Annotated in this window: 13 protein-coding genes; 8 read left to right on the forward strand and 5 right to left on the reverse strand. The window is 41.1% G+C overall.

Annotation, left to right across the window (positions count from 1 at the left end):
* Positions 1 to 26 precede the first annotated feature (26 nt).
* A complete protein-coding gene (locus tag G529_RS0106045; protein ID WP_035695686.1) occupies positions 27 to 3008 on the forward strand; it encodes a DNA polymerase III subunit alpha in 2982 nt (993 codons plus the stop codon).
* Positions 3009 to 3116: 108 nt separating this feature from the next.
* On the opposite strand, the gene G529_RS0106050 is transcribed toward G529_RS0106045, so the two are convergent.
* Entirely contained in the window at positions 3117 to 4694 is a 1578-nt protein-coding gene (locus G529_RS0106050; RefSeq protein ID WP_026914689.1) for an NAD(P)/FAD-dependent oxidoreductase, read from the reverse strand.
* Between the two features lie 107 nt (positions 4695 to 4801).
* Between G529_RS0106050 and G529_RS0106055 the strand changes: the two genes are divergently transcribed.
* Positions 4802 to 5236: a retropepsin-like aspartic protease gene (locus G529_RS0106055; RefSeq protein WP_026914690.1), complete on the forward strand. Its 435-nt coding sequence runs from the start codon at positions 4802 to 4804 to the stop codon at positions 5234 to 5236.
* Between the two features lie 239 nt (positions 5237 to 5475).
* Here G529_RS0106055 and odhB read toward each other — a convergent pair whose 3' ends face one another.
* The 3 genes from odhB to G529_RS0106070 all read right to left on the reverse strand — a co-directional run bounded on the left by odhB (position 5476) and on the right by G529_RS0106070 (position 10731).
* Positions 5476 to 6759, reverse strand: coding sequence for a 2-oxoglutarate dehydrogenase complex dihydrolipoyllysine-residue succinyltransferase (odhB, locus tag G529_RS0106060; protein ID WP_026914691.1), 1284 nt, complete (start codon positions 6757 to 6759; stop codon positions 5476 to 5478).
* 50 nt (positions 6760 to 6809) lie between these two features.
* The gene (locus G529_RS0106065) at positions 6810 to 9581 is read right to left on the reverse strand and encodes a 2-oxoglutarate dehydrogenase E1 component (RefSeq protein ID WP_026914692.1); all 2772 of its coding nucleotides are present in this window, start codon (positions 9579 to 9581) and stop codon (positions 6810 to 6812) included.
* Between the two features lie 175 nt (positions 9582 to 9756).
* Positions 9757 to 10731, reverse strand: a complete 975-nt coding sequence (locus tag G529_RS0106070; protein WP_026914693.1) for a polyprenyl synthetase family protein — start codon at positions 10729 to 10731, stop codon at positions 9757 to 9759.
* 139 nt (positions 10732 to 10870) lie between these two features.
* Between G529_RS0106070 and G529_RS0106075 the strand changes: the two genes are divergently transcribed.
* From G529_RS0106075 to G529_RS0106090, 4 genes are read left to right on the forward strand one after another with little or no spacing between them, the layout of a single operon-like run.
* Entirely contained in the window at positions 10871 to 11476 is a 606-nt protein-coding gene (locus G529_RS0106075) for a TetR/AcrR family transcriptional regulator (protein WP_026914694.1), read from the forward strand.
* Complete coding sequence (locus tag G529_RS0106080; RefSeq protein WP_026914695.1) at positions 11466 to 12899, forward strand: TolC family protein; 1434 nt, start codon at positions 11466 to 11468, stop codon at positions 12897 to 12899. Before G529_RS0106075 ends, G529_RS0106080 begins: the two co-directional genes overlap by 11 nt.
* A 15-nt stretch (positions 12900 to 12914) precedes the next feature.
* Positions 12915 to 14081 (forward strand): efflux RND transporter periplasmic adaptor subunit, encoded by a 1167-nt coding sequence (locus G529_RS0106085; RefSeq protein WP_026914696.1) that lies wholly within the window; start codon positions 12915 to 12917, stop codon positions 14079 to 14081.
* Between the two features lie 6 nt (positions 14082 to 14087).
* Positions 14088 to 17597, forward strand: coding sequence for an efflux RND transporter permease subunit (locus G529_RS0106090; RefSeq protein WP_026914697.1), 3510 nt, complete (start codon positions 14088 to 14090; stop codon positions 17595 to 17597).
* A gap of 73 nt (positions 17598 to 17670) precedes the next feature.
* On the opposite strand, the gene G529_RS0106095 is transcribed toward G529_RS0106090, so the two are convergent.
* Positions 17671 to 18036 (reverse strand): toxin-antitoxin system YwqK family antitoxin, encoded by a 366-nt coding sequence (locus G529_RS0106095; protein ID WP_026914698.1) that lies wholly within the window; start codon positions 18034 to 18036, stop codon positions 17671 to 17673.
* 230 nt (positions 18037 to 18266) lie between these two features.
* Between G529_RS0106095 and aspS the strand changes: the two genes are divergently transcribed.
* Both aspS and G529_RS0106105 read left to right on the forward strand, forming a co-directional pair.
* Positions 18267 to 20015 (forward strand): aspartate--tRNA ligase, encoded by a 1749-nt coding sequence (gene aspS, locus G529_RS0106100; protein WP_026914699.1) that lies wholly within the window; start codon positions 18267 to 18269, stop codon positions 20013 to 20015.
* 56 nt (positions 20016 to 20071) lie between these two features.
* Positions 20072 to 21862, forward strand: a complete 1791-nt coding sequence (locus tag G529_RS0106105; protein WP_026914700.1) for a chloride channel protein — start codon at positions 20072 to 20074, stop codon at positions 21860 to 21862.

Raw genomic sequence — 21862 nt, forward strand, 5'->3', positions numbered from 1 at the left:
ATTCTGAAGTATAAAAAGCTGAATTGATGTATCTAAACTGCCACACATACTATTCGCTACGATATGGAACTTTTCCCATCAGGGAGTTGTGCGAACTCGCCTATTCCAACGATATCTGGCAGTTCGCTATCACAGACATCAATAATACTTCAGCCTGCCTGGAATTTCTAAGGCTTACCAATGGAACTAAAATCAAGCCGGTGCTGGGAATTGACTTTAGGAATGCTGCCGAGCAACAATATATTGGCCTAGCAAAAAACAATACTGGATTTCTTCAGCTAAACGATCATCTTTCAAATCACCTGCATGAAAAGAAAGATTTTGAAACGGTAGCTCCACCACTACCTGATTGTTTTATCATTTATCCCTTCGGAAATGTGGCGAAACAGAAACGTAAAAACTTCAGAAGTAATGAATATATAGGGGTTTCCAAAGAGGAGATCGGGAAATTAAGGTTTTCAGAATATAGAAATCTGAAGGACAAACTGGTCATTCTACAAACAGTGAGCTTTCGGAATAAAAAAGACTTTAATGCCCACCGCTTACTCCGGGCGATCGACAATAATTTACTGCTAAGCAAGCTTCCGGAAAGCCAGCAGGGCAAGTTTTCTCATAAAATGTATCCCAAAAAGGAAATGGAAACTGCTTTTGAAGACTTTCCTCATATTCTGGAAAATACACAGCAAATGCTGGACGCCTGCCGGGTGCATTATGACTTTGGAAAGGGACAGAATCGAAATTTAAAGGTCTACCGGAATACGATCGAAGAGGATGCAGATATGATACGGAGGCTCACTTACGAGAAACTTCCTGAAAAATATCCCGAAGCAGATCGTGAAGTTTATACGCGGGTTGAAAAAGAGCTGGAATCTATCATCAGGCTTGAGTTCGTTTCTTATTTCCTTATCAACCTGGGAATTGTGGATTATGCGCGTTCACAAAATTATCCTTTTGTAGGACGCGGTAGTGGTGCGAATTCTATCGTTGCCTATATTCTTGGCATCACCAATGTGGATCCTATAGAACTTGATCTTTATTTTGAGCGATTTATAAATCCCAACCGAAAATCTCCACCAGATTTTGACCTTGATTTTTCCTGGAAGGACCGTAATGACATTACAGATTATATTTTCAGGACTTATGAGAATACGGCGCTTATGGGGACCTATGTGACTTTTAAAGAGCGTGCGGTAGCCCGGGAACTGGGAAAGGTATTTGGTTTGCCCAAGGAAAATATCGATAAGCTCGCTTCTGGCTTCTATTCCTATCAGAATCTGGATCACCTGGAGAAACTGGTGATCCGGTACAGCAAACTCATAGAAGGATTTCCTAATTATTTGAGTGTTCATTCCGGCGGAATTTTGATCCTGAACGATTCGGTTCACAACTATGCTGCTACGTTTTTACCTCCCAAAGGCTTCCGGACGATGCAGATAGATATGAACATTGCTGAAGAAGTGGGCATTCATAAATTTGATATTCTTGCCCAACGCGGACTCTCGAAAATCACCGATACCATCGAGATCGTAAAACAGAATCGGCCGGATGCTCACCTGGAGGATATCGAGAATATTAAAAAGTTTAAGGAAGATCCTGCTATTAACGAGTTGCTCACCACCGGCGATTGCATGGGAGTATTTTATGTGGAATCTCCAGCCATGCGAGGTTTACTAACAAAACTGCAAACCCGGGATTACCTGAACCTGGTTGCAGCAAGTTCTGTAATTAGACCGGGAATTTCCAGCGCGGGAATGAAAGATGAATTCATTTTAAGACATCGCTTTCCTGAAAAAAGAAAGGAAGCTCACCCGGTCATGTACGAGATCATGCCCGATACTTATGGTGTGATGGTTTACCAGGAAGATGTGATGAAAGTCGCTTATCATTTTGCCGGTTTAAGCCTGGACGATGCAGATGTACTGCGAAGAGGGATGAGCGGAAAAAAAACTTCCCGGGGACAAATGCAAAAGATCGAGAATACCTTCCGCGAGAACTGTAATACCAAAGGCTACGAACCAAAATTAATCGATGAAGTCTGGGAGCAGATCTCCTCCTTTGCCGGCTATGCATTTCCAAAGGGACATTCGGCTTCCTACGCCGTGGAAAGCTACCAGAGTTTGTACCTGAAGAAATATTTCCCACTGGAGTTTATGGTCTCGGCGATCAACAATGGAGGTGGTTTCTATGATCTGCAAACCTATATTCAGGAGATAAGACGTTGGGGTGGCACGATCCACGCTCCCTGCATTAATAAAAGTGACCACCCCAATGTCATCTACGGAAAAAACATTTACCTGGGCTTTGGATACATTAAGGAACTGGAAGTAAAAACTATTCAGCAAATACTGGAAAACAGGCAATTCTTTGGAGAATTTAGTTCGCTGGATGATTTTATAGACCGTATCCATATTTCTATTGAGCAACTTAGCTTATTACTGAAGATCAACGCCTTCAGGTTTACGGGCATAGACAAACACGAACTTTTATGGAAAGCTTATTTCAAACTGGATAAGAATAAACCAAAAACGAATCAGCCGCTACTCTTCAAACCAAAGCATAAAGATTTTGAATTGCCAGAATTTGAAGCTTCTAAAATGATCGAAGCTTACGACCAGATGGAACTCCTGGGGTTTCCACTATGCAGCCATTTTGAATTACTGAAGGACCCTTTAAAGGATGATGTGGTCACAGCTTCGCATTTGAAAGATTATATTGGCAAAAATGTGGAAATTTATGGTAACCTGGTAAATTCAAAAAAAACCGGAACTTCTAATGGCAAATACATGTATTTCGGGACTTTCTATGATCCTGAAGGAGTGATTTTTGATGTGGTTCTTTTCCCTTCAGTAGCTGAAAAATATCCTATAAGATCTAAAGGAATCTACCTGTGCTATGGTGAAGTGGTTTCCAATCTTGGTTATATCTCCATAAGCATCATAACACTCACCAGGCAGGCTACCCAAACCGATCCCAGACTCGTGGGAACTAATTTTAAGTTTGCTGTATAGGTTTTTATTCAAAGCACAGCTGTATAACGCAAGAAAATAAACCAGATTCACCTCATTAATAATAATCCCCTTCAGTAAGGTAAAATCCAGGCTTCAAAATGCAATTATCTACTTGCTGTCCTCAGCCTGAGTTGCCTCATACTTCTTAGCAATCGCATCCACACAGTTAATTCCATCGATGGCTGCGGAAATGATTCCGCCTGCATAACCAGCTCCTTCTCCACAGGGGTAGAATCCTTTCACTTCTATATGTTCCAAAGTCGTCGGGTCACGCGGAATTAGAATTGGCGAAGAAGTCCTGCTTTCCGGAGCATGCAACACCGCCTCGTTGGTATAATAACCTTTCAGTTTTTTTCCGAATTTCACAAAAGCCTTTCTCAGTCTTCTTGCGATAAGATCTGGCAAAACCTTATTTAAATCTACACTTACAATACCAGGCTGATAGCTCGTCTTTGGAAAATCCTTCGAAATTTTTCCTTCGACAAAATCTTTCATTCTCTGGGCCGGAACCTGCTGAGTTTTGCCAGCTGCTTCCCAGCAGTTTCTCTCAACCATCTTCTGAAAGTCCAGACATACGAATGGATCATTCTCTTTATAACCTGGCAGATCTGTAGGTTCTATACTTACCACTATTCCTGAGTTGGAATATGGATTGTTCCGTTTGCTGGGACTCCAGCCATTGGTAACGACTTCTTCCTGCTCTGTAGCACATGGTGCAATAATACCTCCCGGACACATACAGAAGGAATACACCCCAAGTCCATCTACCTGTTCTACCAGGCTATACGAAGCCGGTGGCAAATAGGGGTTTTCATCATCTCCATGATACTGGATATGGTCTATCAATTTCTGCTGATGCTCAATTCGAACTCCCAGTGCGAAAGGCTTGGCCTCTATCTTTATATTTTGCTCGTGCAGCAAATAGAATATATCCCTCGCCGAATGTCCAGTCGCAAGTATTACCTCATCGAAGTTTAACCAGTTCTGTTTGTTGATTTCGATGGCTACGATCTTATCGCCTTCCAGCTTAAGATCTGTTAGTTTAGAATTAAAATGCACTTCACCCCCAGCCTTCACGATCGCTTCCCGCATAGCGGTAATGATCTTAGGTAGTTTGTTGGTCCCAATATGAGGATGTGCATCTACAAGAATATCTGGATCTGCCCCAAATTCTACGAACCATTCCAGCGCTTTTAAAACATTTCCCCGCTTTTTGGAGCGAGTATACAATTTGCCATCTGAGTATGTCCCGGCTCCTCCTTCTCCAAAGCAGTAATTGGACTCCGGATTTACGGTTTGCTCCTTATTGATTTTGGCCAGGTCATGGCGTCTGGCTCTCACATCTTTTCCACGTTCAAAGACCACAGGTTTCAATCCTGCTTCCACAGCTCTGAGTGCTGCATACAATCCAGCAGGGCCAGCTCCAATAATTGCTATTTCCTTTGCTTCGGAAACATCCTGAAGGGATAAAGAAGGCCTGGCATTTCGTAATTCTCCGTGTTTCCATATCTCAATCTGTAAATTCAGTTTAACCGGTTTTTTACGGGCATCGATAGAACGCTTCCTAATACTCCAGTCTCTGATATCATCCTTTCTGATATTCGATTTATTGACTGCTCTATTCAGAAGCAAATGATGATCTTCAAGCTCCCGGGGTAAGGCTGTAATTTGAACCAATGTGCTCATAGACGCCAAAGATAAGATGTATTTTTGCTAAAATTTAATTTAAATAGCGATTGAAGGTCCTGATGTTTCCCGCTACATCAAGGAATTATATATTTGTGGAAAAAAGAATGTCTTTAAAAGAGTTGCTTCAGGAAAAAGGATACCATCGTATCAAATTAAAATACACTAAAACAAATCATTTCGAACTCAAGGCTGAAATTAATGGGATTGAAGGAAGTTTTATTTTGGATACCGGCGCTTCAAGTACTTGTGTAGGCATAGATGCCATAGAACATTTTGATCTGCTTTCAGAAGACAGCGATATCAAAGCGGCTGGTGCAGGTGCAACGAACATGCTGACCCAGGTTTCAGCCAAAAATATCGTCAAGATTGGAAACTGGAAAAAGAAAAAAATTGACCTGGTTCTTTTCGATCTCAAACATGTGAATGAAGCTCTGGAAAATCATCACGCTGAAAAGGTACAGGGAATCATTGGAGCCGATATTCTAAAAAAAGGTAAAGCAGTGATCGATTACAAAGGAAAAGCGCTGTTCCTGAAATAGGGGAAAAACACCCTTTTGCCAGGAAAGATCTCACCCTATATTTGGGTTAATCTAACCAATAATCTTTAGGTCATTAAACTTCGAATATCTTCACATTTGGCTTTTTACATCATCACCATCCTGGTGATAGCCGTTTTAAGCCTGAATATATTCAGGTTGTTAGTTTTGTTTTAATTTTGTTCAAGTAAAAAAGGGTACGCTTTCGCGTACCCTTTTTCTTATTTTGAATGGAAATGCTACTACAATTCCAAAGCTCTCTTGATATCACCACCCATAAGTAATTCTTCAGGGTTTTCCAGTGCTTCTTTTACAGCAACCAGGAATCCAACAGATTCTTTACCGTCAATGATCCTGTGATCATAAGACAAGGCCACGTACATGATTGGCCTTATCTCTACATGCCCATCTATTGCTACTGGTCTTTCCACGATATTATGCATTCCAAGAATAGCAGATTGTGGTGGATTGATGATTGGAGTTGATAACATAGAACCAAATACTCCGCCATTCGTAATCGTAAAAGTACCTCCTGTCATCTCATCTACAGTGATCTTACCATCCCTTGCTCTAATTGCTAGTCTTTTCACTTCAGACTCGACTCCTCTAAAGCTAAGGTTCTCAGCATTTCTAATTACTGGCACTGTAAGTCCTTTAGGACCAGACACAGCAATACTAATATCCTTGAAATCGTAGCTCACCTGATAATCTCCATCGATCATGGAGTTTACAGCCGGATACTCGTCCAGAGCACGAATCACTGCCAGAGTGAAAAATGACATAAAGCCAAGACTTACTCCGTGCTTCTCTTTAAACTCTTCCTTGTATTTTTTTCTTAACGCAAAAATTGGAGACATGTCTACCTCGTTAAAAGTAGTCAGCATCGCCGTGTCATTTTTAGCGCTAACCAGGCGTTCCGCTAATTTTCTACGGAACATCGACATCTTCTTGCGTTCTTCTCCTCTACTACCTGTGCCCGGAGTTCCCATAGAAGCTTTGGCCTCTACAGCATCTTCTTTCGTAACACGACCATTTCTGCCAGAACCTTTTACATCCTTACTATCAATTCCCTTTTCATCCAGAATTTTTCTAGCTGCAGGTGAAGGAGAACCGGTTGCATAGGTATCATCCTGTTTCTGGCTTGGTGTGCTGGATTTTGAAGGATCTTCAGTTTTAGCTTCAGCCTTATCACTGTCTTTTTTATTTTCAGTACTTTCCTGGCGCTCTTTTTCCTCGGCTTCAGCAGACTTTTCATCTTTGCTTTCACTATCGTCGCTGCCAGGCTTTGCAGCGTCGGTATCGATCAAACAGACTACTTCTCCAACTTCTACTACGTCTCCTTCTTCAGCTTTTAAAGTAATAATCCCGCTAGCTTCTGCAGGAAGTTCCAAAGTTGCTTTGTCGCTATCCACTTCGGCTACTGCCTGATCTTTTTCAACGTAATCACCATCTTCTACTAACCACTGAGCTATTTCAACTTCTGTGATCGATTCGCCGGGTGAAGGAACTTTCATTTCTAAGGCCATGATTGTAATTTATTTTGGTTCCTGATTTCAGGAATATTGGTTCTTTATTTTTAATCTTCTTTTAAATCTTTGTCAAATACGCTGGCGATCACTTTTTCATGACGCTTTTTAAATCTAACTGAGCTACCTGCAGCAGGTGCTCCGTAGAATTTACGACTGCATACTCTAAACTGTCTTGCTTCCTCGAAGTGCAGTAACATGTGCCCGTAAGCTCCCATGTTTCTAGGCTCTTCCTGAGCCCAAACCACATCTTCAGCGTTCTTATATTTGCTCAACATCTCTCTCATGATGCTTACTGGAAGTGGGAATAACTGCTCTATTCTTACCAGCGCCACATCATCACGATTGTTCTCTTCTTTATGGCTTAGCAGGTCATAGTAAAATTTACCGGTACAGAACACCAGGCTTTTTACTGAATCTGCCTTTGCATCTGGATCATCCAAAACGGGTTGGAAAGAACCATTTGCGAATTCTTCTTTTGTAGAGATCACTTTGGAATGACGGAGCAAACTTTTCGGGGTGAATATGATCAGTGGTTTTCTGAATTTCCCTTTCATTTGCTTCCGAAGCATATGGAACATGTTCGCTGGAGTTGTAATATCTGCCACATACATGTTATCCTTGGCACAAAGCTGAAGGAATCTCTCCATTCTACCGGAAGAGTGTTCTGCTCCCTGACCTTCATAACCATGTGGTAACAACATTACCAGACCATTCTGAAGTTTCCATTTGTCTTCCGCAGCAGAAATGTACTGGTCTATCATGATTTGTGCACCATTCACAAAATCACCGAATTGTGCTTCCCAGATCGTTAGTGTTGTTGGACTTGCCATGGCGTAACCATAATCAAAACCAACAACTCCATATTCAGATAACAGGGAATTGTAGATAAAAAAGTCTCCGTCTCTGTCCTCAATATTGTTGTGAAGAATGATCTCTTCCTCACTATCCTCCACTTTCACGACTGCATGACGGTGTGAAAACGTTCCACGCTCCACATCCTGTCCGGTTATTCTAACATTATAACCTTCGGTCATCAAAGATCCATAAGCAAGATGCTCGGCCATAGACCAGTCCAGCTTGTTATTTTCGAAATACATTTGCTTGCGCCCATCGATGATCTTCTGGATTTTTCTCATGAACTTTTTGCCCTCCGGCAGTTCTGAAATCGCTTTGGCAACCTTGTCAAGCTTGTCAAGATCGAAAGTCGTATCGATCTCCTTCATCATCTCATCCTCCTGGACATTCTCAAAACCTTCCCATTCGTCCTGCATAAACGGAGTAATGCGAGTAGTTTCTTCTTTTCTGGAATCTTCCAGTTTTTCTTCAAGTGATGATTTATAATCTTCTTCTAACTTTTTAAGGTAACTATCATCAATAACACCACTCTCTTTTAGCTTTTCAGCATAAATATCTCTGGCGTTTTCATGTTTTGAAATTGCTTTATAAAGCTTAGGCTGAGTAAAACGTGGCTCATCACCTTCGTTGTGACCGTATTTTCTGTAACCCAGTAGATCAATAAATACGTCCCTTTTAAACTTCATTCTAAAGTCCAAAGCGAATAAAATGGAGTGGACAACGGCTTCCGCATCATCTGCATTCACGTGTAAGATTGGTGAAAGAGTTACTTTCCCCACATCTGTACAATAGGTTGAACTTCTGGCGTCCAGGTAGTTGGTGGTAAATCCAATCTGGTTATTTACTACGATATGAATCGTTCCTCCAGTCTGGTAACCCTCCAGATTAGCCATTTGAACCAACTCATACACGAGGCCCTGACCTGCGATTGCAGCATCACCATGAACCAGGATGGGTAGAATTTTGGAGTTATCTCCGTTGTATCTACGATCCATTTTTGCTCTTGAAATTCCTTCTACCACCGCGCCAACGGTTTCAAGGTGAGAAGGGTTTGGAGCTATATTGATATTAATATCTTTTCCACTATCTGTAGTGCGACAGGATGTCCAGCCAAGGTGATATTTTACATCCCCGTCAAAAATATCCTGTTCGTAATCCTTCCCGTCAAATTCACTAAAAATGTCCTTCGCGTTCTTTCCGAAGATATTAGTAAGGGTATTTAAGCGACCACGGTGAGCCATTCCCATCACAAAATCCTCCACACCAAGTTCAGCAGCTTTTTCAATTAGCGCGTCCAGTGCTGGAATGAGGCTTTCTCCACCTTCCAGTGAAAATCGCTTCTGCCCAACATACTTTGTGTGTAGAAAAGATTCGAAGGAAACTGCTTCATTCAGTTTTTTCAGGATCTGTTTCTTTCGGGTATCGTCAAAATCTGGATGATTATCGTTGATATTCAGTCGATTCTGAATCCACTCAATTTCTTCCGGTTTCCGAATATACATGTATTCTATCCCGATGGAATCACAATACACCATTTCAAGATGCTTGATGATCTCTTCCAGGCTCGATGGTCCAATCCCGAGAATATCACCCGCATTGAAAGTAGTCTGCAGATCTTTTTTCTCAAGTCCGAAATTCTCCAGATCCAGAGTTGGAACATATTTTCTACGTTCTCTTACAGGGTTTGTTTTGGTAAATAAATGTCCTCTGGTACGATAGCCATCAATTAATCGAATTACCTGAAATTCTTTAACTACGTGTGTGGGTATCTCACCTTCTGAAAAATCTACAGGAGCTTCTTGCAATACATCTTCAGACACACCATCTTGTTGCATTCCGAAGTCAAATCCTTGAAAAAAAGCCCTCCAACTGGGCTCTACACTATCAGGATATTTTAGATATTGATCGTAAAGTTCTGCGAAGTATGCAGTATGAGCGGCATTTAGAAATGAAAATTTTTCCATAAAATTGAAACAACAGTTTCTTTTGTTCTTAAAAACATTAGCAAAAATACAATATTTAAAAAAAACAGCTTGCAGGCATTATGATAATTCTCTATAGGATTATAAGAATTTTAACAGCCCCTGAAATTCAATGATATGGCGTGCAGATTTCTACAATATTCAAAGGAAAGTAAACTTATACCTGTCTTTCCATAAGCATGGTACCAAAACTTTTTAAAGGCTTCTTCTTTTCCTCTGGCATATCAATCCTGTCCAGCACCTCAAAAGCCATGGCCGTATATTTTTCGATTTCCTTTCTGGTAAGTTCTGCCGCACCACTGCTTTCAAACAGGTTTTTTACCGCTTCTATCTTGCCTGAGTTTTCCATTGGGCTAATGGAATACAAATGTTCCAGTTGCCTGGCCTCCCCCGGGCTGGCGAGCTCAAGACTTTTTAAATAAAGAAATGTCTTTTTATTTTCAATAATGTCGCCGCCAGGTTGTTTTCCAAAAGTAGCAGGATCCCCAAAAGCGTCTAGGTAATCATCCTGAAGCTGAAATGCAATCCCAAGCAATCTTCCGTATTGATAAATTGCCGACTTGCACGCTGAAGAAGTTTCTGCAACAATGGCTCCCATTTGCAAAGATGCTCCTACCAGAACAGCAGTTTTATATTCGATCATCAATAGATAATCTTCAATACTTACATTATCACGGGTTTCAAAATCTATATCATATTGCTGTCCCTCACAAACTTCAATAGCTGTTTTGGTAAAAAGCTTTGACAGTTCTTTAAATACATCACCCTCGTAATTTTCGAATAACTGGTAGGCATTAATTAGCATCGCGTCGCCAGACAGAATACCAGTATTGATGTCCCATTTTTCATGCACGGTTTTCTTTCCTCTACGTATGGGCGCGTCGTCCATAATATCATCATGAACCAATGAAAAATTGTGAAAAACCTCAATGGCCAGAGCGGCGTCCAGCGCTTTTTTGTGATCGCAATCAAATATTTCAGCAGCCATTAAAACCAGTACTGGTCTTAAACGCTTACCACCCTGCTCGAGGATATAAACCATTGGCTCATATAGATTTACCGGATCTTTGACCTGTATCTTTGCATGAAGATAATCGACAATGGCCTCTCGATATTCCGCAATGGTGTGCATGGATTGAAATTTTTTGCGCTAAAATACCATAATTAAGACTATTTCAAATTTTAAGCGAATGTTAAAACTAGGTAAACTAAAGAAACTTTTTTTGTTTCTAAAGTTTCCGAAGCTTACTTTTGCATAAAATTTACAGGAAGTGAGGGAGAAAATTTTAAATAGTGCTGCAGAGATGTTCCTGTCTTATGGTTTTAAGAGTGTAACCATGGACGACATTGCCGAGAGGATCGGGATTTCGAAAAAGACAATTTACACCCATTTTTCTACCAAAAATAAACTGGTCGCAGCTGCTGGTTTACAGGTGATTCAGAACATGGGTTGTGGGATTGGTAAAATTCAGGATAAAAATCAAAATCCTATTAAGGAGAATTATGAGATCAAGCGTTATATCGCCCAGCATCTGAAAGGAGAAAAATTCTCTCCTCATTATCAGCTTCAGAAGTATTACCCGAAAGTTTATGAGAGTCTGAAGGAAAAGCAATATAAGCTTCTGGAAAATTGTATGCAGGAAAATCTCAAACGCGGGATTGAAAGCGGCTACTATCGAAAGGAAATCAATGTTGATTTTATAAGCCGGATCCATTTCGTTGGGATTATGGGCATCAAGGATACAGATCTTTTTACTCCTGAAAAATATACTCAGCCAGTCTTAATGGATCATTTTCTGGAATACCACCTACGTGCTATTTGCACTCAAAAAGGAATAAAAACTTTAGAAGATTTAATTGAATTAGATGAAAAGTAGCATAGCAATTTTAATGATGCTGGTTTTTAGCCTGCATAGTTTTTCGCAGCAGGATACTACCAGAACCTATCGTTTCTCCCTTATGGAAGCGATAGAATTTGGACTGGAAAACAATTACCAGTCACAAATAGCACAAAAGGATGTAGAGATCGCCTTACAACAAAAATGGGAGATCATTGCACAGGGATTGCCTCAAATAAGCGCTGGCGTAGATTACCAGAATTATTTGAAGCAACCGGTTACCCTACTTCCCGCCAGTGCATTTGATAATACGCAAAGCACCGTGAACATCGTGGAACAGTATTTCGATAATGTGAACAGGAATGATGTCCCGGTAAATACTCCGGAAGGATTTATCCCGGTACAATTTGGTACTCAGCAAAGCGTGAATGCCACAGCTACCTGGAATCAGTTAATTTTCGACGGCTCCTATATCGTGGGAATTCAGTCTGTAAAAACACTACTGCAAATTTCCAAGAATGCCAAGACCAAAACAGATCTGGAGATCAAGAAGGGAATTATCAACGCTTATGGTAATGTTTTACTGGCAGAAGAAAGCGTACAGATATTTGAAAAGAACCTCGGGACTGTTGAAAAGAACTTCAACGATACCCAGAAAATCTTTGAAAACGGCCTTACGGAACAGGAAGATGTAGAGCAATTGGAAATTACCAAGCTCAACCTGGAGAATGATTTGGCCAGAAGCAGAAGAATGCTGGATATCGCATACGATATGCTGAACATAAGCCTGGGCATACCCGTAGAGAAGAACGTGGTAGCGACCGATGATCTCAATGAGCTGGCGCTTCAATACTTCGATCTTTCCTTATTGTCTGAAACCATTCCAGTGGAAGAAAATATCGATTATCGTATCGCTAAAAATACAGCAGAAGCCGCAGAGATCCAGATAAAACTTCAGCAGGCCAAAGCCCTTCCTACTTTAAGTGCCTTTGTGAATTACGGCTACCAGGGCTTTAGTGATGAGTTTACTTTCCTAAATGGCAACCAGGAATATTTTGGACAGTCCATATTAGGAGTGAGTTTGAACATACCAATTTTCAGCAGCGGGATGCGTAGCGCGAAAACACAGCAGCGCAAACTCGAATACGAACAGGCCATGCTCGATCTGGAACAAACCGAAAGCCAGGTAAAAAGCGATATCAATAGTGCCAAAAGTGAATACCAGTTTAGCCTTGACAACTACAGAAACGCTACCAAGAATTTGGAACTGGCAGAAAGAATTGAGAACAAGAATCAGGTAAAGTTCTTCGAAGGGATTGCCAGCAGTTTCGAACTTAGTGAAGCACAGCGACAGTTATACACGGCACAACAAAATTATTTACAGGCCATGTTACAGGTGATCACTGCCAAAGTAGAACTGGAAAACCTTTTAGATACCCGCACTTATACATCAGATAATTAGAAACAACTTCAGAAAATGAGAAAACTAGTATATATTTTATCGTTCAGCACTTTGCTAGCTGCCTGTGGTGGCGGTTCAGAAAAATCTACGGAAGAAATTCTGGAAAGTAATGATATTGAAACTATTCAGAAGAAAAGGGATGAACTTACCGCTCAACAATCTGAGCTGGAAGCTGAAATTAAAAAACTGGATTCCAGGCTGAAGGAAATTAACCCGGAAAGAAATATTCCCCTGGTGACATCCTTTGCTGTGGAAGCTGAACATTTCGATCACTTTCTTGAACTTCAGGGAAGCGTGGAGACCAGAAAAAATGTGGTCTTAAATGCTGAAATGAGTGGAGTTCTTCAGAAGATCTATGTGGAGGAAGGCCAGAAGGTATCAAAAGGACAAACCCTGGCGAAGATCGATGATGGTGGATTGAGCCAGCAACTCGCACAAATGGAAATTCAGCTGGATCTAGCCAAAACAACTTTTGAAAGACAGAAACGTCTCTGGGAACAGCAAATTGGTAGCGAAATCGAATATTTACAGGCCAAATCCAATTATGAAGGACAGGTAAATGCTGTCAAACAAATGAAAAGTCAGCTTTCCAAGTCTGTGGTAAGCGCACCATTTTCAGGAACGATCGATGAAATCATTACTGAGCAGGGAAACGTGGTTTCGCCCGGCCAGACGCAAATCCTTAGGATCGTAAACCTTGATGACATGTACATCAAGACCGACGTGCCTGAGAACTATCTTACGAATGTGACCCAGGGAAAACCAGTGGAAGTTACTTTTCCTGTGCTTGGAAAGACAGTAGATACCAAAGTTAAACAGGTTGGTAGTTATATTAATCCCAACAACAGGACTTTTACCGCCGAGATCGACGTTCCCAATAAGGATAAGGAGATCAAGCCAAATCTTACTGCACGAGTAAGAATTAACGATTACACCAGTGAAAATGCGATTCTGGTTCCACAGAACATTCTTTCTGAAAATGCAGAAGGAGAGCAGTACCTGTATATTCTTGAAGAGGTGGAAGGTGAGAAAGCGGTCGCCAAAAGAATGATCGTGAAAACCGGAAAGTCTGAAGGTGATGCGATCGAAATCCTGGAAGGCCTGAAGGATGGTGACCTGATCATCGAAGATGGTGCACGTAGTGTAAAAGAGGGACAAACCGTCAAAATAATGAATTACTAAGCAGTTATGGCGAAAGAAAAAAACAGCCTGGATAAAGAGTTTGCACTCTCATCCTGGGCAATAAAAAATAAAACGACCATTTACGTGGCGATGGCGCTTATCCTGTTCTTCGGGATATCAGCATATTTCAGCATGCCCCGTGAAAGTTTTCCTGAAGTCAAAGAAACCAAGATCTATATAAGCTCGGTTTATCCCGGGAATACTGCGGAAGATATAGAGAAGTTGCTTACGAACCCTCTGGAAGACAAGCTAAAGACGGTTAGCAACGTGGTGGAGATCACCTCGACCTCCCAGGAAGATTACTCCATGATCGTGGTAGAATTTGACGAAGGAATTTCAGTTGAATTAGCCAAACAAAAAGTAAAGGATGAAATAGATTCTGAAACTTCAGGCGAGGACTGGCCAACCTTTAATGGCGCGAAAGTAGAACCTAATGTTTTCGAATTAAGCCTTTCAGAAGAAATACCAATTCTGAATATCAATATTTCCGGAGATTACCCGGTGATGAAGCTGAAGGAATTTGGAGAATATCTACAGGATGAAATTGAAAATCTTCCTGAGATCAAGAAAGTAGATATTCGAGGAGCACAGGATAAAGAAATTGAAGTAGCGGTGGATATCTATAAAATGATGGCTTCTTCGGTAAGTTTCAACGATATCACCAGTGCAATTTCGAATGGTAACATGACCATGAGTGCCGGTAATTATGTGACCAGCGGGCAACGAAGAACCATAAGGATTCTTGGAGAAATCCAGGAACCTTCAGAATTGAACAATTTTGTAGTTAAATCTGAAGATGGTGCAGATGTTTACCTGAAGGATATCGCTGATATTACTTTCAAAGAAAAGGAAAAGACCACTTATGCCCGTGAATTTGGTGAGCAGGTGGTCATGCTGGATGTAAAGAAGCGTTCAGGTAAGAACATGGTTGCCGCAGCCGAGCAGATCGAGCTTATCGTCGAAAAAGCAAAAGCTGAAGTTTTCCCAACAAACCTGGAGGTAAGCATCACCAACGACCAGTCTTCCAAAACCATTGGCCAGGTAGATGACCTGGTGAACAATATCATTTTCGGGATCATTCTGGTAGTCACAGTTCTTATGTTCTTTTTAGGATTTAAGAATGCACTATTTGTTGGATTTGCGATCCCTATGTCTATGTTTATGTCCTTGATGATCCTGAACCAACTGGGCTATACCATGAATACCATGATCCTTTTTGGATTGATCATGGGTCTGGGAATGCTTGTTGATAACGGGATCGTGGTAGTCGAAAACGTTTACCGACTTATGGATGAGGAAGGAATGAGCCGGGTGGATGCTGCAAAAGAAGGAATTGGTGAAATAGCATTCCCAATTATCATTTCGACTGCAACTACGGTTGCCGCATTTATACCGCTTGGACTTTGGCCAGGTTTAATGGGGCAGTTCATGATCTATTTTCCCATCACCCTATCGGTCGTACTCGGGTCTTCCCTGGTCGTGGCGATCTTCTTCAACTCGGTGCTGGTTTCCCAGTTCATGAAAACTGAAGACAAAAACATGCCGTTAAAAACCATTATCAGGGTTTCATCCATTATTGCAGGAATCGGCCTGCTCATATTTTTGTTTGGTGGCCAATACGCTGCTTTAGGATCCCTAATGATCTTTACTGCGATCATGATATGGATCTACAGGTTGTTTCTTCGTAAGATGGCTAATAAGTTTCAAAAAAGTTCATTGGTTAAACTGGAGAACTGGTACGAAAGACGCCTTACCGCTGCTTTTAAAAACAAGCGTCCTTACTGGATCGTTGGAGCTACCTTTTTGATGTTGATTATCGCTTTTGTAGGTTTTGGTGCTTCACTGGGATCTCAAAGAACCAAAGTTGAATTCTTTCCCGACAATAAACCGAACCAGATTATTGTATATATCGAATACCCTGAAGGAACCGACATTGAAAAAACCAATGCGATCACCAAAGAGATCGAACAAAGGGTTTACAAAGTACTCAACAGTGATGAGTACATGGATGACGGTTACAACTTTTTGGTAGAAAGCGCTGTTTCACAGGTTGGAGAAGGTGCAGGAAATCCTCAAACAGATGGGGGTTCTGCAGCAGAAATGCCTCATAAAGGTAAGATCACAGCTTCCATGAGGGAATACAAATATCGCCGTGGAAAGGACAGTGAGGTTTTACGACAGAAAGTTCAGGAGTCTCTGGATGGCGTGTACCCGGGAGTTTTGATTTCCGTAGAAAAAGATCAGAATGGTCCACCCGCCGGACCTCCAATTAATATCGAACTGGAAGGTGAAGATTATGATCAATTGATCGCCACTGCAGAGCAGATGCGGGAGTACATCAACACCAAAAACATCCCTGCTATTGATGAGCTGAAGATCGATGTAAACAAGGACAAACCATCCATGCTGGTTGAGGTAGACCGCGAGAAAGCGGGTGAATTAGGAGTGAGTGCAGGACAGGTGGGTCAACAACTTAGAAACTCGATCTTTGGAACCAAAGCCGGTGTTTATAAGGAAGGCGGCGAAGATTATGATATTTATGTAAGATTCGATGAGGATTCCAGGTATGATAATAGCGCATTATTTAATCAAACGATCACTTTCAGGAACAACAAAGGTCAGTTAAGAGAAATCCCGGTTTCGGCAGTAACTACAAAAAGCAATAAATCTGGCTTCAGTGCGATCAAGCACAGGGATACCCGAAGAGTGGTCACGATCTACTCTGTACTTTCTCCCGGTTATACAGATGCCGGCGCCGCAGTTGCTCAGATCCAGAATGAAATGAGAAATTTTGACGGTGTCCCAGATGAGATCAAGGTAGATTATACAGGACAGATCGAAGAACAAAATAAACAACAGGCGTTCCTGGTTGGAGCATTCTTCAGCGGACTCGGACTCATATTCCTTATCCTGATCTTTCAGTTTAACTCTATCTCGAAACCATTGATCATTATGATTGCAATTTTCCTGAGTTTTATTGGAGTATTTGGAGGAATTGTAATTAGCGGTTCAGCCTTTGTGATTATGATGACCATGATGGGAATTATCTCCCTTGCAGGTATTGTGGTGAATAATGGTGTGGTACTGCTCGATTATGCACAACTCCTTATAGACAGGAAAAAACTGCGGTTGGGAATACCAGAATCTGAATATTTATCACAGGATGAACTCTTGAAAACGATCATTCGATCTGGGAAAGCACGTTTAAGGCCTGTATTGTTAACGGCTATCACCACCATTCTTGGATTGATTCCACTGGCGATCGGGCTTAACCTGGACTTTTTCAGTTTGTTCAGTGAATTTGACGCCAACATTTACTTTGGGGGTGATAACGTGATATTCTGGGGTCCTTTAGCCTGGACGGTGATATACGGCTTGATTATAGCGACCTTCCTAACACTTATCATCGTACCTCTATTATTCTATATCGCGATACGAATTAAGATGTGGATACATTCCAAAAGAAGCTCTTCGGAAGTAACTGAAGAATCAAACAGAATCGAGACATCCAGCTAGATATTTCGAGATCGTACCCAACAAAAAACCCGAAGCAAATGCTTCGGGTTTCTTATTATTTGTGATAAAACGTTTACTCGTTGCTAACCAGTGAGCTTTCGCTTTTCCAGCTATTAACGCTAGCAATTACGCTATCTTTATAGTCCACTTCAGTAAGTTTATCTTCAGTCCAGAAGAACCATTTTCCATCTTTCTGGCCATTTTCGTAATTGGCGATGGCCGTCTTCTCACCGTCTTTATTGTAAGAAATCCATTCTCCGTGGAGTCTGCCGTCCTTGTACGTACCTTCCTGTTTAATATTTCCATCTTCATAATAAAATGTTCCTTTAATTAATTCACCCTGCTTCTCAAAAGCGGGTTTTGGATCATTATCCTGCGCCATTACAACACTTCCTGTTGCCAGAATTGCTGCTACGAATATATTTTTCAAAGTCTTCATGTCTCAATCGGTATTAACGTTTACATCACAAATATACAAAAAGTTTACTTTATAGAAGCATTCAGGTAACATTGAGTTAACATTGAAATTATATTTAGTTGTCTTACAGCGGTTTATATCTTTATTCAAAGTTTACTTTTGGTAACATTTGATGAATTTTCATGCAGAAAAGGTTCAGTAAAACTGTTTAACTTCTTACTTTTGTGCCCATTCAAAATTTATAAGAATTCATGTACAGAAGTCATACCTGCGGCGAACTTAATGCCGGGCATATTGGAAATACTGTAACCCTTTCCGGTTGGGTGCAAAAAGTTAGGAATAAAGGTTTTATGATTTGGGTAGATCTTCGTGATCGCTACGGTCTTACACAACTCATTTTTGATGAAGAGCGATCTTCCGCAGAACTTATGGATAAGGCAGGTAAACTGGCGAGGGAATTCGTCATCCAGGTGACCGGGGAAGTGATCGAGCGCGAAGCTAAAAATCCTAATATCCCAACGGGAGAAATAGAACTGCTGGTACAGGATTTTCAAATTTTGAATTCTTCCAAAACACCACCATTTACTATTGAAGATGAAACTGATGGTGGCGAAGATCTTAGAATGAAATACCGATACCTGGATATTCGTAGAAAACCAGTTCAGGATAAATTAATGTTTCGCCACCAGGTGGGAATGAAAGTAAGAAATTATCTTTCCAATGCTGGTTTTATAGAAGTGGAAACTCCATATCTTATAAAATCCACTCCTGAAGGTGCCCGCGACTTTGTGGTACCTAGCCGAATGAACGAAGGTCAGTTCTACGCACTTCCACAATCTCCGCAAACTTTCAAGCAGTTGCTTATGGTAGGTGGAATGGATAAATATTTCCAGATCGTAAAATGTTTTCGTGATGAAGATCTAAGAGCAGATCGTCAACCTGAATTTACACAGATAGATTGCGAAATGGCATTTGTGGAACAGGAAGATATTCTGAACATTTTTGAAGGTTTGACCAGGCATTTACTGAAGGAAATTCGCAACGTAGAAGTGAACGAATTCCCAAGACTGACCTATGCAGACGCCATGCGTAAATACGGGAACGACAAGCCAGACATTCGCTTTGGGATGGAATTTGCCGAGCTGGATGATGTAACGAAGAACAAAGGTTTTAATGTCTTTGATCAGCAGGAATTAGTAGTAGGAATTGCCGTGCCGGGAGCCGCATCCTTTACCCGTAAAGAAATTGATAAACTCATCTCTTGGGTGAAGCGACCTCAAATTGGGGCAACAGGCCTGGTTTGGGCCAAATACAATGAAGATGGTAGTTTAAAATCTTCAGTAGATAAATTTTACTCTCAGGAAGATCTAAAAGCCTGGGCTAAAGCTTCTTCAGCTAAACCTGGGGGTCTAATTCTGGTAATGGCTGGAGATGCTGATAAAACAAGAAGTCAGTTAAGTGCCTTGAGAATGCATCTTGGTAATGAAATGGGACTTAGAAAATCTGACGAATTTGCACCACTATGGGTAGTAGATTTCCCTCTTCTCGAGTGGGATGAGGAGACTGAAAGGTTCCATGCTATGCACCATCCATTTACAAGTCCGAAGAAAGAAGATTTCGCACTACTTGAAACAGACCCTGGGAAGGTTCGTGCCAACGCGTATGATCTTGTACTTAATGGAAATGAGATTGGTGGTGGTTCCATCAGGATCCACGATAAGGAAACACAATCGCAGATGTTCAAGTATCTTGGATTCACTCCGGAGGAAGCTGAAGAGCAATTCGGTTTTCTTATGGATGCCTTCCAGTATGGAGCACCTCCTCACGGAGGGATCGCTTTTGGTTTCGACCGACTGGTAGCTATACTGGGCGGACAGGAAAGCATCAGAGATTATATTGCATTTCCAAAGAATAACTCTGGAAGAGATGTAATGATCGACGCTCCGGCGAAACTCGACGAACAGCAACTTACAGATTTACACTTGCAGTTGAAATCATAAAAATTTAATCCCGCTTATTGCGGGATTTTTTATCTTCATCCGGTAATTCACTAGCGGTGGCAAATATTAGCAAAACCTTATTGCACAGGTTTCTAACCTGGAAATCCAAGAATCTTTCTCATCGACAGTTCCTCATGTTCCTGAGCGCGGTCATAGGATTTGTTGCAGGAATTTTTGCGGTGATGATCAAAAACCTCACGCATCTTATTCAAAGTTTGCTGGAAGGTGAATTTGTTGCCAATTATCACGATGCTTTTTATTTTATTTTTCCGGTACTGGGTCTTTTGATCGTATACCTCATCATAAAGTTCATACTGCGGCAGAAGGTTGGCCATGGAATTCCAACGACTTTATATGCTATTTCCCGAAAAAAGGGAATCATGAAAAGATTCCAGATGTATGCCTCTCTCATCACTGCACCAATTACGGTTGGTTTTGGAGGATCGGTTGGACTGGAAGGTCCAACAGTAGCCACAGGAGCATCTCTTGGTTCCAATATTTCGCGTATATTTTTAATGAACCAGGCTTCCCGAACCTTGCTGATTGGATGTGCCGCAGCTGGTGCAATGTCCAGCATATTCAAAGCTCCCATCGCCGCGATTATTTTCGCTGTGGAAGTATTTAGCCTGGATCTAACGCTGGCATCCCTTCTACCACTACTCATCGCTTCGGTATCTGCTATACTTACCTCCTATTTTTTCTTCGGAAGCCAGATTATTTTACCTTTTACTTTAGAAGATCAATTTACAATTTCTGAAGTGCCTTATTATATGGTACTAGGCGTGGTAGCAGCAGCATTTTCAGTTTATTTTTCAAAAATTTATTTTGGCACCACCAAATTGCTGGCAAAAATATCCTCACCCTTCGTGCGGCTTATATTTGCCGGTTTAGGGCTGGGAGTTCTTATTTATTTTATACCTCCATTATATGGTGAAGGCTATAATGTAATTAACAACCTGTTACAGGAAAATTATCTTGAAGCCCTGGGTACAAATTTATTTAATGCCTACCTAGAAAATATCTGGGTCGTGGTGATTTTACTGGCAGGACTAGTTATTTTTAAGATCATCGCTTCGGCATTGACCTTTAGTGCCGGCGGTGTTGGAGGGATCTTTGCACCGGTTATGTTTATGGGAAGTGCGATGGGACATTGCTTTGCATTAGTCGTGAACAATCTCGGGATATTTGAAAATAAGATCTCTGTAAGTAATTTTACGCTGGTAGGAATGGCCGGACTCATGGCTGGAGTATTACACGCTCCTCTTACTGCTATTTTCCTTATTGCTGAACTTACTCATGGCTACGAACTGTTTATACCACTCATGATTACGGGGGCGATTTCTTATTTGATCACCACTAAGTTCGAACCTCACTCTGTATATACGATGGAGCTGGCAAGACGTGGTGATTTGTTAACCCATGATAAAGACCAGACTGTGCTAACCCTGATGAATATTAGCCGTGTAGTGGAAAAGAATTTTATCGCCCTGGAAATTGACATGAACCTGGGAGATGTGATTCACAATGGGGTGATGAAGTCCTCTCGAAATATTTTCCCGGTCATTGATGAAAATCAAAATTTTATGGGTATCATATTGCTGGATGATATACGGTCTATCATGTTCAATGAAAAATTATACAATGAAGTCAAGGTACAGGAAATTATGCAGCAGGCTCCGGAAATTATTGACCTTGAAAACGACCGTATGAAGGTAATCATGCGTAAATTTCAGGAAAGTAATGCCTGGAATTTACCTGTGGTAAGGGAAGGAAAATATATTGGATTCATTTCCAAATCAAAATTGTTGACAGCCTACAGGCAGAAATTAATTGAAGTTACAGTATAG

Origin of the sequence: Christiangramia portivictoriae DSM 23547 (genome assembly GCF_000423045.1) — a bacterium.
In the GTDB taxonomy this organism is placed as follows: Bacteria; Bacteroidota; Bacteroidia; order Flavobacteriales; family Flavobacteriaceae; genus Christiangramia; species Christiangramia portivictoriae.

Coding starts and splice junctions, on each gene's coding strand:
- G529_RS0106070 (WP_026914693.1), bottom strand. CDS start 10,731: ATGCACACCATTGCGGAATATCGAGAGGCCATTGTCGATTATCTTCAT.
- G529_RS0106065 (WP_026914692.1), bottom strand. CDS start 9,581: ATGGAAAAATTTTCATTTCTAAATGCCGCTCATACTGCATACTTCGCA.
- G529_RS0106055 (WP_026914690.1), top strand. CDS start 4,802: ATGTCTTTAAAAGAGTTGCTTCAGGAAAAAGGATACCATCGTATCAAA.
- G529_RS0106050 (WP_026914689.1), bottom strand. CDS start 4,694: ATGAGCACATTGGTTCAAATTACAGCCTTACCCCGGGAGCTTGAAGAT.
- aspS (WP_026914699.1), top strand. CDS start 18,267: ATGTACAGAAGTCATACCTGCGGCGAACTTAATGCCGGGCATATTGGA.
- G529_RS0106090 (WP_026914697.1), top strand. CDS start 14,088: ATGGCGAAAGAAAAAAACAGCCTGGATAAAGAGTTTGCACTCTCATCC.
- G529_RS0106095 (WP_026914698.1), bottom strand. CDS start 18,036: ATGAAGACTTTGAAAAATATATTCGTAGCAGCAATTCTGGCAACAGGA.
- G529_RS0106045 (WP_035695686.1), top strand. CDS start 27: ATGTATCTAAACTGCCACACATACTATTCGCTACGATATGGAACTTTT.
- G529_RS0106080 (WP_026914695.1), top strand. CDS start 11,466: ATGAAAAGTAGCATAGCAATTTTAATGATGCTGGTTTTTAGCCTGCAT.
- G529_RS0106085 (WP_026914696.1), top strand. CDS start 12,915: ATGAGAAAACTAGTATATATTTTATCGTTCAGCACTTTGCTAGCTGCC.
- odhB (WP_026914691.1), bottom strand. CDS start 6,759: ATGGCCTTAGAAATGAAAGTTCCTTCACCCGGCGAATCGATCACAGAA.